The sequence below is a fragment of the Bdellovibrio sp. NC01 genome (assembly GCF_006874625.1).
Lineage (GTDB): Bacteria > Bdellovibrionota > Bdellovibrionia > Bdellovibrionales > Bdellovibrionaceae > Bdellovibrio.
Window position 1 is genome coordinate 1,002,261 of record NZ_CP030034.1, and the last position, 12,400, is coordinate 1,014,660.

12 protein-coding genes are annotated in these 12,400 nt (G+C 45.6%); 9 read left to right on the plus strand and 3 right to left on the minus strand.

The annotated features are described in order from the left end of the window. Positions 1–25 precede the first annotated feature (25 nt). Entirely contained in the window at positions 26–838 is an 813-nt protein-coding gene (locus DOE51_RS04855) for a class I SAM-dependent methyltransferase (protein ID WP_142695441.1), read from the plus strand. On the opposite strand, the gene DOE51_RS04860 is transcribed toward DOE51_RS04855, so the two are convergent. Further along, positions 835–1,767, minus strand: a complete 933-nt coding sequence (locus DOE51_RS04860; protein ID WP_142695442.1) for a CorA family divalent cation transporter — start codon at positions 1,765–1,767, stop codon at positions 835–837. The two genes, DOE51_RS04855 and DOE51_RS04860, sit on opposite strands and share 4 nt — an antisense overlap. A gap of 9 nt (positions 1,768–1,776) precedes the next feature. Between DOE51_RS04860 and DOE51_RS04865 the strand changes: the two genes are divergently transcribed. The 4 genes from DOE51_RS04865 to DOE51_RS04880 all read left to right on the plus strand — a co-directional run bounded on the left by DOE51_RS04865 (position 1,777) and on the right by DOE51_RS04880 (position 7,813). Continuing rightward, positions 1,777–2,613 carry an alpha/beta hydrolase gene (locus DOE51_RS04865; protein WP_142695443.1) on the plus strand — a complete coding sequence of 279 codons (837 nt, stop codon included), beginning with the start codon at positions 1,777–1,779 and terminating at the stop codon, positions 2,611–2,613. 136 nt (positions 2,614–2,749) lie between these two features. Beyond that, positions 2,750–4,942, plus strand: coding sequence for a hypothetical protein (locus DOE51_RS04870; RefSeq protein ID WP_168196389.1), 2,193 nt, complete (start codon positions 2,750–2,752; stop codon positions 4,940–4,942). A 111-nt stretch (positions 4,943–5,053) separates the two neighbouring features. After that, positions 5,054–6,658, plus strand: coding sequence for a penicillin-insensitive murein endopeptidase (locus tag DOE51_RS04875; RefSeq protein ID WP_142695445.1), 1,605 nt, complete (start codon positions 5,054–5,056; stop codon positions 6,656–6,658). A 78-nt stretch (positions 6,659–6,736) separates the two neighbouring features. Further along, positions 6,737–7,813: a phosphatase domain-containing protein gene (locus DOE51_RS04880; protein WP_142695446.1), complete on the plus strand. Its 1,077-nt coding sequence runs from the start codon at positions 6,737–6,739 to the stop codon at positions 7,811–7,813. 236 nt (positions 7,814–8,049) lie between these two features. On the opposite strand, the gene DOE51_RS04885 is transcribed toward DOE51_RS04880, so the two are convergent. Next, positions 8,050–8,859, minus strand: a complete 810-nt coding sequence (locus DOE51_RS04885; RefSeq protein ID WP_142695447.1) for an AgmX/PglI C-terminal domain-containing protein — start codon at positions 8,857–8,859, stop codon at positions 8,050–8,052. Positions 8,860–8,894: 35 nt separating this feature from the next. Next, a complete protein-coding gene (gene secG / locus DOE51_RS04890; protein ID WP_142695448.1) occupies positions 8,895–9,287 on the minus strand; it encodes a preprotein translocase subunit SecG in 393 nt (130 codons plus the stop codon). A 141-nt stretch (positions 9,288–9,428) separates the two neighbouring features. Between secG and DOE51_RS04895 the strand changes: the two genes are divergently transcribed. The 4 genes from DOE51_RS04895 (at position 9,429) to DOE51_RS04910 (ending at position 12,374) form a co-directional block, all read left to right on the plus strand. Beyond that, positions 9,429–9,899: a hypothetical protein gene (locus DOE51_RS04895; protein WP_142695449.1), complete on the plus strand. Its 471-nt coding sequence runs from the start codon at positions 9,429–9,431 to the stop codon at positions 9,897–9,899. A gap of 91 nt (positions 9,900–9,990) precedes the next feature. Continuing rightward, positions 9,991–10,626 (plus strand): dTMP kinase, encoded by a 636-nt coding sequence (gene tmk / locus DOE51_RS04900; RefSeq protein WP_142695450.1) that lies wholly within the window; start codon positions 9,991–9,993, stop codon positions 10,624–10,626. 14 nt (positions 10,627–10,640) lie between these two features. After that, positions 10,641–11,591 (plus strand): DNA polymerase III subunit delta', encoded by a 951-nt coding sequence (locus DOE51_RS04905; RefSeq protein ID WP_142695451.1) that lies wholly within the window; start codon positions 10,641–10,643, stop codon positions 11,589–11,591. 9 nt (positions 11,592–11,600) lie between these two features. Next, positions 11,601–12,374: a TatD family hydrolase gene (locus tag DOE51_RS04910; RefSeq protein WP_142695452.1), complete on the plus strand. Its 774-nt coding sequence runs from the start codon at positions 11,601–11,603 to the stop codon at positions 12,372–12,374. Positions 12,375–12,400 lie beyond the last annotated feature (26 nt).

Consider the following 12,400-nt stretch of genomic DNA (forward strand, 5'->3'; position numbering starts at 1 on the left):
GAGATCAGCCGAGAGAGGTGCATTCATGACTGACTTTCCTTATCTGCACGGCTTTTCGCAAGATGAACAAGAGCGTTTGCGTAAACAGGCGCGTTTCGGCGAATTTACTGTTTATCAAAATGTGAACCTTTCGCACGTCAAAGATTTGTTGGAAGTTGGTTGTGGCGTTGGCGCACAAAGTGAAATCATTCTGCGCCGTTTTCCCGACATCAAATTGACGGGCATTGATCGCAGCACCAAACAATTGGCAGCAGCAAAACATCGCTTGGCTTCTTTGCCAGGAACAAACGGTCGCTTTCATCTGCAAGAGATGGATGCAACGAAAATGGATTTCCAAGCGAACTCTTTCGATGGTGCTTACTTGTGTTGGATTCTAGAACACGTTCCAGATCCAATTCGTGTTTTGTCAGAAGTTCGTCGTGTGCTTCGTCCGGGTTCAGTGGTGTATGCGACTGAAGTGATGAACGCTTCCTTTTTTCTTGATCCGTATTCTCCGAACGTGTGGAAGTACTGGATGGCTTTCAATGAATACCAACTTGAACAGCATGGTGATCCGTTTGTTGGCGCAAAACTGGGTAACTTCTTTATGCAATTGGGCTATCAAGATATTCAAACCGAAGTAAAAACTTGGTTCTTGGATAATCGTTACCCACAAGCGCGTAAAGACTGCATCGAATACTGGGCAGAATTACTTCTTAGCGCCAGCGACCAATTGATCGCAGCAAAACTTGTCAGCGAAGAAGTGGTCAGCGGCATGAAAGAAGAAATGGCGAAGGTCGCAAACGACCCGAACGCTGTGTTCTTCTATTCATTCGTGCAGGCACGCGCCAGAACTTAAAGGTCTTCTTTCGTCAGCCAACCTTTGCGGTAAACCCAAATCAAGATCATGATGGCGATGAATGCCATCAACCCCAGAGTGAAGTGGTAACCATGAATCCACTTCAGCTCTGGCATGTGTTCGAAGTTCATTCCGTAAATTCCCGCGATGAAATTCAGTGGCAAGAAGAACATGGACACAACCGTTAATACGCGCATGACTTCATTGGTTTTAAACGAAGCTTCGTTCGTACGCTGTGACATCATCGACAGATGCAGATTCAATAAACCTGTGATGTCGTCAAAAATGGCATCGGCATAATAAGTATAACGTTCCAATGGCTCGCGTGTTTCCGACATGTTGTTAACGAAGTCGTGGCCTGGGAAGGTCGCTAATTTATTGAAAACGTCTGCAGTAAATTTAAAGATCTTTCTAAAAACCGCAGCTTTGCGTTTCACATGAAAACCTTCGCGCAAAATATTGCGACGACGGAACGCAAACACGCGTCCTTCAATGACTTCGGTTTTATTTTCTAATTCATCCAAAGGTTTGTCGTAAGTTGCGATCACTCCGCGGAAAAGGCTTTTGATAAGTTCATCCAAAGTCAATTTCTCGAAGGGCGCTTTCATAATTCTATCACTCACACAGTGCAAGTCCATGCGATGAATCGTTAAGACAAAATCTTTACCGAAGAAAATCACAAGCTTCGTCGAGATATCCTGCATGGTGCCGGCATTGGCTTTCGCCGTTACGTCGAACAAGCGTAAAATCATGAAGCAAACGTCATTAGGTAAACACTGAAACTTCGGCAGATGTTCAGGATCTAAAGAGGTCGCGACAGTTTGATAGGGGAGTTTAAACTCCTCGGCCAAACGCAGGTAATCTTCGTTCGTCGGAGCTTCAATATCGACCCATTTAAAATCTTGCCATTGGTGTTCAAAACGCTTCATGATTCAAGTATGACGAATTTCTCGAAGGTATGCCGTAGAATTTTACTTTTCAGCGCATTGCTTCTTTTAACGGCCTGCCAGTCGTTCTTCTATATGCCGGTGCAGAACAAACTTTTTGATCCGGTTCGTATTAACATGAAATACGATGACGTCTTTCTGACGACTCTTTCAGGTAACAAGATTCATGGTTGGTATTTTGCCACGACACAAAAGGTGAATAAAGGCACGGTGCTGTTCTTTCATGGCAACGCGGAAAATATAACGTCGCATTTCTTGATGCTTCGTTGGATGCCAGATGCCGGCTACAACTATTTTATTTTTGATTATCCTGGTTATGGTTTATCAACTGGTTCGCCGACTCCTGAATCTACGGTGGAAGCGGGAATTGCTGCGGCCGAATGGTTGCACGAGAAGAAAGATAAACGCGCTCTTATCATCTATGGTCACAGCTTGGGTGGCGTGATTGCGATGCGCACAGTGGAAGAAATCAAAAAAGACATTCCGATCAGCAAGGTCATTATCGAAGGCAGTTTTTCTTCTTATAAAGAGATGTCCCGCCGAGTGCTCAAGCGCCAGTGGTGGACATGGTGGCTGCAACCTGTGAGTTACTTATTTGTAAGCGATAAATACTCACCTGAGCCGATCGACCAGATTGCGCCGATCCCGATGTTGTTCATTCATGGAACGTCAGATCCCGCAGTGGAATATCAAAGCTCAGAACAAATGTATGCAGCGGCGAAAGATCCTAAAGAACTATGGCTCATTCCCGAAGGTAAGCATGGCAATCTTTATGAGATCAACAACGGCGAACTTCGCCAAAGACTGCTTAAGTACCTTGAGCAGTAGTTTTTACCTTTTTTCAAAGGTTGTTTAAACGGCTAACACTTCTAGGGTTTCTACTTCATTTTACAGATATTTCGATCTTGGCACTGGTTTCGCACAGGCCAAAAGCGGATTTAAAAAACCTTTTAAAGGAGTATCTATGAAATGGGGTCGTCTCGGCATCGCCGCTATCACTCTTATTCAGTTCCAGGCTACGCAGGTCTTCGCTGCGAAAGCAGGTTCTACCCAAGTTCAAGTGCAAGGAATCGACACAAGTCTTTTCCCAATTGAAACGACACCAACTACGGGTACTTCTGTAGATGATTTATTCCCAACTCAACCAAGAATCCCAGGCGGTTCAGGTTCTGGCTCAAGCTCTGGCTCGGGCAGTTCGGGTTCTTCTGGCTCATCGGGTTCTTCAGGCTCACAACGTCCTTCAACGGGCGGCAGTGGCACGGGCATGAAGCAATCAGATCTTAAAGGTGAGTTCCGTTGTAACTTGTTTGAAAATACAGAGACAGCTGACATCTTGTCTGCGGTGAACTCTTTGAATCAAGCTGTGGGTTCTCCATCTTGCGGTGGCAACAGCGGCTTCAACGTTCAAGCTGTTCAAGACAATAATAAGAAAATCAGTGATGCAGTTAAAGCTCTTCAAGGTTACTTGGACAATCCAGATTCAGTAACTCCTGAAAATGCATCGACAATCGTTAACAACGTGGACATTGCGATCCGCGCAGCTAACACATTGGCAACTTCATTCGCAAACTCTGATTTGATCAACAAAAACTGCCGTGACAACATGAGCGGTGGTCAAATCGCGTTGGCGTTGAATGATATCGTTAACGGTTTGACTCCATACGCTTTGATGGCTGCAACTATGACGGGTGGTACAGCCGCTGTTCCATTCATCGTGGGTGGTTCAGTGATCACAGGCGCATTGAGCTCGATGAACAAAATCGTGACTGAAAACTCGACTAAGATTGCAGACGCTCAAGTACGTCGTGCGGTTGTTGAGAATACCTGCCAATTCATCCGTTTGGATCAAAAATATAAATTCTTGATCAAAAACCGTGATGAACAAACGGCGAAAATCTCTTCAGAGATCAATTCTTCGCAATCTACTTTCAGCGCAAAAATCCAAAGTTTGTCTAAACCATTGAACAACTTGGTAACTAGAAAAAATGCTTTGAGCTCGACATCTTTGCAAATGGATAACGACCTTGCAAATGCGATGACTCAATTGGCGAATGATAAAACGTTTGTGACAAGCACTAGCGACGATATCAAGATCTGCCAAATCGGTATCCAATTGGCTGCGATGACACAAGAACAAGGTTCTTATGTTAACACAATGTTGGGTTCTGTTGATAAAGCTATGGTTGCTTACGGTTCAACAAGCATCGCAGAAGCGCGTGCTTTGAAATTCTCTGCGCAAATCGCAGTGAACAGCTTGAACCAATTCGCGACTTCGCAATTCACAATCAACTCTGACTTCTCTGTGTGCGCGAAAGCGACAAAATCGTTTGTTGAGTCTGTTGAGCAATCAGCTAGTCTTTCTAAACGTATCGTAAAAATGGCCCAAGAAAAATTGGACCAAGAGTTGAAACAAAGCCCAGACTACAATCAATTCCAAACTCAGTTGATGGCTTTGAACAAAAAGCAATTGCAAGCAGAACGCGTTGCGGGCTCTTTGGATAACTTGAAAAAATACGCGACAAACTTCACACAATCGGAAATCGATTCAGAGATGGATCGTCTTCGTTCAGGTTTGTTCGGTCAACGCACTATGGGCATCAACTCACCAGTTATGGCTTGGTTCACTTACACTCAAAACTTGCACAAAGGTGCAGTGACGAAGTTTAAAGAAGGGCTTGCGAGCGTACGTCAAAGAGCTTACTCAATGACGGCTTCTGGTAAAAACCCTGTGAACACAACTTGGGGTGGTTTGATCGTTAATAAAGGCCAAGTTGACAAAGACTGGGATGACGCTTTCCAATTACGTATCTACGATGCTGTGAACTTGAAAAAAGGCAGTGCTGAATACACGAACTCTTGCCGTGAACTTCAAGACGTTTGGAATCGTTGGACAACTGCGGTTGATCACTTGGCTGCTGTTGAATCATTCTGCTCGATGATCGAACCATACATCTACGACAACCGCCAAGAAGACCGCGTGCTTGTACAAATGTGTCGTGGTGGTCAACAAATCGTTGGTGCTTACGGTACGACTTACGAAAACGTATCGACTCTGCAAACTTTGAAAGACACTTTGGTGAAAGACCATACTTCTGAGTGGGCGTTGTTGTTGAAGAAAAAAGTGGACGCTTTGAACTGTCCAACTCCGACTCTGTAGTCGAAAGACCACAAATGGGGGCGGTGTCTTAAAGTTAGACAGCGCCTTCTGGATCTAGCCCCTTTTAATTTGAATACAGGGAGCATAGAATCTGCAAATTAGGCCAACAGGATGAAGATCGTCTGTTGGCCTTTTCTTTTTTTAGCCTTGTTCCTTACAGCCTGTGCTCCAGCGAGCCGGGATGAGCAGACGTCTGTCACAACGACTTATTCTCCACCAGCTCCAACAGTCAGCAAAGAGGGCAGCTACGACGTAGTTCACGGCGCAACTTCTGTGACTGACATGTACACGCAGTTTGATGCTTCTAAAAAGGGTCTTGCCCTTCGCGGTAAAGTAAACGTTCGTCCTTTGGATGGCGCAAATTCTTTTGTCGTGAATGTGGATATGGAAGGCCAAGCGGACTCTCAAGGTTTCGTTTATTTCCAAGCAACCAAAGAACAGGCTAGCTTGCCACCCGAAGTGAAAATGGGTGCGAAAGCCACGTGCTTAGGCAAGAACTATAGCTGCGACACTTCTTTCATTGATATCTATATTGAGTTCCGCGGTAAGGTTTATCACCATCAAGTAGAAAGCCATCAAGAAGCTGCGGCGCAAACTCCCGTTGTGTCTGAAGATCATTCAGCCGACCAAAAGGAAGATAAGCCCGCGACGACAACTCCTCCAGCACAAACAAAACCAGCAGAGCAAAAACCTGCGCCGACGAAACCTGCAGAGACAAAACCTAGCGAGAACAAGCCGGCTGAAACAAAGCCTGCTGACTCAAAACCAGTGGATACGAAACCGGCAACTCCGACAAAACCGTCGACTCCTGCTGCTCCGGCAACGAAACCTGAGCCAGCAAAACCTGCGACACCGTCAAAGCCGACAACTCCTGCGAAGCCAGAAGTTCGCAAGCCTGTTGTGAAACCAGAAGAAGAAGATGAAGCCGATGAAGGTGAAGACGAAGCAGAACTAGCGGGTCGTTACCAAGGTGATATCGCGGGCGACATCGACAAGGTGATCAATAACAAAAAAACAAGCGACAACAAAGTTCCTGAGCTAAAGGGGCAAAAGCTTGATCAAGTGATCAGCCCAACTAAGAAAGGCCAAGAGGGTCGTCTTGAAAATGCTTCGAATCTTTTAGCGTACGAGAGATCTCATTCTCCAGCGGGATTTCATGTTGTGAATCCAAAGCGCGAAAGATATTACGGTTCGCAAGAGATCGTGTACTTGATCGGACAAATGGGTCAGTTCACGCGCAAGCTTATTCCTAATTACGTTTTGCCAATTGGTGACGTGTCAGCGAAGACCGGTGGAAAGCTTGGAACGCATGCGTCTCATCAAAATGGTTTGGATGCGGATATTGCGTTTTATTTTAAAGATCAAAAAATCCAAGGCAACTTGTTCTCTGCTTTGCAAAACGGAAAGACCGGAAGAGTTTTGGATAGCTGGATGGTTGAAGAGCAGTGGAAGCTTTTGAAATATGCGGTAAGCTCTAAATACGTAGACCGTATTTTCATTCACCAATCTTTGAAGAACTCTTTGTGTCAATACGCGATCAAAACAGGCGATATCAAAAAGGAAGACAAGGCCGGAGACGCTTATGAATTGTTGCGCCGCCTTCGTCCCGAAAAGAATCACTATAATCATTTCCATTTACGAGTGAAGTGCTCAAAAGCTCAGGTGCGTTGTCGCCAGATGGCAGATCCGGCCCCAGGCACAGGCTGCTTCAGTTAGCACGCCGTAAAATGAGTTTTCTCTTCGTTGCTCGTCGTCGGTGTTGCAAACATCACCTTAAAAATCTAGTATAAGTTCATGGCTGATTGGCGTGAACGAAGTGAAATGAATGGCGATGTGGTTTTTTTCCGTTACGTTTCTGAGGGAATGGAAAAGAGTCATGATGAGGTCTTCTTGTGGGATCTCGATAAAACCTATCTTGATACGGCCATTGATTCGTTGTCGGGTTTGATGACGACGATTCTTGAAAAAGCTTTGAATAAGAAAAACGTTCCTGGCACGAACACTTTGTTGCAATCGCTTTCCGAGTATCGCAAGCAACAAAAAGGTTACATGTATTTTCCGATTTATTTCATCACGGCATCACCGCCACAGATGGAAGAAAGAATTTCGGAAAAATTCTCACTGGATAATATCAGACCGTTTGGTTGCTTTTATAAAGACAATTTAGCGAATCTTCGTCCGGGTCGCTTTTGGCGTTTAACGAAACAGGTCGGCTATAAGTTGCAAGCGTTGTTACAACTGCGCACGCGCTTAGGCGAAACGGTTCGTCAAATCTGTTGGGGCGATGACAGTGAAACAGATGCGATCATTTATAATCTCTATTCAGATATCTGTTCACGTCGTTTAGGTGCGCATGAAATTCGCACGACACTTGAAAGATTAAATGTTTCAGGCGAGCAAGTGGATACGATCTTGGAACTGCAAGCCAGCATTCCAGAAAATGATCCGGTTGAAAAAATCTATATCAATTTAGCGACGGATACGGACCCTGATTACTATTTGAAATTTGGTCGCAGAACGCTTGCAACCTACAACACGTTCCAAGTCGCTCTTGATTTGTTCCAAGACCGTCGCATTGGCCTGGAAGGTTTGTATTCAGTCCTTCAAGACATGATCTACAACTACGGCTACACACCAGAAGAATTGATGAAGAGCTTTGACGAATTCATTCGTCGCGGAGTCCTTGGTCAAGCCGCCTATGAAGAAGCCCGCGCATTCTTCGTCGAAAAAGGTTTGCTGTATCCATCGTACTCACCAACGGTCGCACCACTGAAAGAAAAATTAGTGGTTGAAGGAAGAGTCTACGAAATGGAAGGCGCCCATGAGCCTTGGATTCCAGAGCGCATCGACTACTTACACGATTATCGTTAAAGCGGGGATTTGCTACTAAGGCAGAACTTTACCTGTTCTTCGGCGGCACGCCATCCGGGCTCAATCGTCGCCGAAGCTTCGCTTCGGTTCGCGCATCCATGCGCCGACGAAGGCCGCCTACGCACAGGCAAATTTCTGCCTTAGCAGCAAATTGTGCATATTCGAAAAACAAATAGCAGTTGTTGTTACTGAACTGCGTGTATAAAATACTCCGACGAAAAAGGGTATGGATGTAGTTATTCGAATTTAAGAGGGAAGACTGTTGAGATGGCGTCGCCCGTGAATGATTTGAAATCGACTCGGCGAATGGCATCGATCAGGCATTTTTTGAAATTCGCATCGTTGATTGTCGATGAGGCGATTTCTGCGTTGTAGACTTTGCCGGATCTTTCGATAGTAAAACTAATTGAAGCTTGGCCAACCACACCTGGAGTTCTTTGCAATAACTGTGTGTAGCACTTAAAGAACGAAGCACGTTGCAAGCGCAATGTTTCTTGAATCGCTTCGGAAGTAAGACCGCCTTCGACTCGGCCGCTGATCATTTCTGGTGAAGCGTCAGCCGTTGGCGCTAGATCTGGAAGACTTTGTTGCGGAGCTTGTTTTTTATAATTCGTTTCGTAGTCCGTGGCTGTCCAACGAACGCCATCGCGAGAAACATAGACTGTGCCTTCACGGCCGAAGTTTTCTACTTGGACGTCACCACGCTTGATGATGATCACTGTGCGATCGCTTTCTTCGTCCAACGTCACTAAAGAATTTTCTTCGACACGAATGCGGTAAGAAGAATCGAAGTCCATTGTGGCGTCGCCATCAGGACCTGTCTCAACGGAATCCAATGCAAACAACGACGCTCTTTTCGTCAAAGTTTCTTTTTGGGTCATGTTTTTGCGAAGAACGAAGACTTTACCAAGATTGAGTTCGATACGCGCAAGAGGCGCTTCACCTGGTTTTTGTTTTTCAGTGCGGGATGCGATGAAGATAGAAAGAGCTACGCTCAAGATTCCGAAACCGATAAGAGATGCAATCAACCAATTGTTCTTCGCCATAGGAAAACTATAGCGAAGAACTAAGTAGGGTTGTACTACTTTGTAGCAGGAGCTGGAGTTGCTTCAACTGCTGGCGGAGTTTGTGGGATTTTTTGTGCTTCAGGAATTTGAGAAGCATCCGCACCAACTGGAGCCGTCGCTGGAACTGTTTGTTGAACAGGAGCCGCAGCTGGCAAAGTATCAACAACTGATTTCGTTTTAGAAGAAGTCAAAACAGACAAAGTAAGGCAAGTGATCGCGAAGATGATAGATGCCCAAACAGTCATTTTGCTTGCAAGAGTTTGCGCGCCTGTTGCACCCAACAAAGAGTTCGAACCAGAGCTGCCACCCATGCCCAAAGCGCCATTGCTTTTAGAGTCTTGGATCAATACAAGAACGATAACAACTAGGGCTACGATGATGTGGATAATACCAACGAAAGTATTCATTATTAAGATCTCCCAAAGACCCAGAATATAGAGATAAAGGGGGCGCTTCGTCCACCCTAAAGTGACCCACAGAATCACAAAGCCTTAATTGACGCAACGCAGTCTTGTCCTTAGCCCCGAGACCTCCCTAAACTCAAATATATGAATAAAATCCTAAGCCTTTTCGCGGTTCTATCGGTCCTGGTTTTAAGCTCCTGCACATCGAACGAAAGCCAAGTTAAAAAGCTCGCCTTAGCTGACGCCGAAACTCAGTTCAATGAGCTGATCCAAAAGGAAGCTGACGAGTACATCACTCAGTCCGAATTTTTAAAAAATGCGTATGTTTCTTACATGAAAAAGAACTCTGAATTTGAGATCGATGAGGTCACAATTCAGAATGAAAACTTGGCAGTCGCCGCGGTGAAAGTGACGACCTATCCGCCCGTACAACGCAAGTTGATGGTGAAGATCGCAGGCACAGTCAATCCAAGCCGCGAACGCCAGTTTAACTTTGGCAATGCCATTCAATTGATTCGCGAACAAACCGGGCAAACAGTTACGTCCGAGAAAATTCCAGCAGGTGTTTTTAAGTATCATAAGAATTCCAAGGGTGATTGGTTGCTAGAAAAGTAAGCAAGCTACTCTTGAAGCAATGGCGCGATGCGATTAGTTGACCGGGCGGGAGCTATGGCCGACAAAGAGCGGTGTTTGCTGAGGGGTCACAATGGCATTTTTAGTTTTCGAGGGTTTGGACGGCTCGGGGAAAAGTTCCTTGATGGCGGCGCTTGAAAAAGAGCTGCAAAAAAGAGGAGTCGTTTTTCACCGCACGCGTGAACCGGGTGGGACACCACTGGGTGATGAAATCCGTAATATGATTTTGCGTACTGACGGACCAGCGCCATTGCCTCGCACTGAATTGCTTTTGTATATCGCTTCACGTGCCCAGCACGTTGAAGAAGTCATTCGTCCTAAACTTCAACAAGGAACATGGATTTTGTGCGATCGTTTCGCAGCAAGCTCTGTGGCCTTTCAAGGTGGCGGTCGCGAAATTTCTGAAACGGATGTTGTGAATTTGAATACTTTCGCAACCGGCGGTTTAAAAGCAGACCTGACAATTCTTTTGGATCTTTCTGTTGAAGAGTCGCGCAAACGCCGTCAAGGTCGTGGCGCGCAGAATGGTGAAAGTGAAGATCGTATTGAATCGGAAGCAGATTCCTTTCACGAAAAAGTGCGCAGATCTTTCTTGAAACAAGCCAAAGACGACCCCCAGGGTTGGTTGGTTTTGGATGCGCGCGAAACTCCAGACGGCTTGTACTTGCAGTTGTTGAATGCTTTGCAAGAGCGCGGAATTTTAAAATAGGAAATTGAGAGCTCATGGCAAGATTGGTCGACTTCATTTTAGGACATCAAGGCATCATCAAAAAGATGATTGATTCCTTCGAGGCTGGAAAGCCGGGTCAGACCTATTTGTTTGTGGGACCGAGTGGCGTCGGTAAAAAAATGACAGCCGTAGGCCTTGCGCAAGCTTTGATGTGCCCACAAAGTCCTCGTGGTTGCGGCAAATGTCCGTCATGTTTCCGTGTGGCACAAGGTCAGCACGAAAACTTGCGCATTATTGCTCCAGCCGGTGCACAAATCAAAATGGAGCAGGCCAAAGAAATCATCGAATTCTTAAGTCTGAAAAGTTTGGGCGGCAATCGTGTGATCATCATTGATCAGGCGAATGCATTGAATGCACAAACAGCGAATGCTCTTCTTAAAACTTTGGAAGAACCACCTGAAGGGACATTCTTCTTTTTGATTGCTCCAAGTGTCGCGGGCATTATGCCGACAATTCGTTCGCGTTCACGTATCGTGCAGTTTAAACCATTAACGATGGAAGAACTGGCGAAGCGTGTGAAAGCACCGACATGGGCGTTGAAAGCAGCGGGTGGAAGTTTTGAAAAACTCGCGCAGTTGCAAGATGGACCCGAGTTAGAGCTTCGTCAAAAATCAGTCGAGATCTTGAACGTCTTTTTGGCAGATGATGATTTCATCATGAATGAATTCTGGCGTTCGGAATTTAAAGACCGTGCGCAAGGACAGCGTCTGGTTTCTTACTGGGCAGGGTTCTTTAAAGATGCGATCTTCCTTCAAGAAAATGCGAAAAACCAAGTCGTAAATATCGACCAGGCCGAGCTTATTAAGACCTTAGCCGAAAAAGATCGTCAGATGCTTTTAAAACTCACGCAAGGAGCGTTTCAAGCTGAGCAAGCCATTGCCTCAAATCGTGATCCGCAACTTGTGATGGAAGAGTACTTTGTGACGAGCAAAGAATTAAGGTAGTATTGAGTCATGCTTGAATGGATTGATGTACACTCTCATTTGAATATGTTGGAAGAAGGCGTTGATGCCGCTATTCAAAACGCGAAAGCGGCTGGCGTGCGTCGTCTGATCACAATCGGTACTGAACCGGGTGATTTCCAAACAGTGCTTGATATCGCCAATCAATATTACCCTGAAGTGTATTGCACTTTGGGTGTGCATCCTCACGATGGCAAAGTCTATACACCAGAAATTGGTGCCTTCATTGAAAAACACGCCGGCGATAAAGTCGTTGTTGCGATTGGCGAGATCGGTCTTGATTATTATTACGATCAATCTCCACGTGAAGAGCAAAAAGAAGCCTTCCGCGCACAACTTGAAATTGCGAAGCGCACGAAAATGCCTGTGCAAATTCACACGCGCGATGCCGACGAAGACACGGTTGAGATTTTAAAAGAATTCAAAGGCGAAGTGACTGGTATCATTCACTGCTTCACGGGTACGGAAATGCTTGCACGTGAATCTTTGGATTTAGGTTTTAATATTTCTATCAGCGGTGTTGTGACTTTCAAAAATGCGGATTCATTGCGTGCGATCGTAAAAATGTTGCCGCTAGATCGCATTCACGTCGAAACGGATTCACCGTTCTTAGCGCCTATTCCAATGCGCGGAAAGAAAAACACGCCAGCCTATGTGGTGCACACCGCGAAATTCGTGTCGGAATTAAAAGGCATCACTGAAGAGCAACTGGCTGAACAAACGCGCAAGAACGCGCTTAAAATGTTCCCGAAAATTCAGTGGTAAGCTAGGCTGGTCTACAATCCGACTTC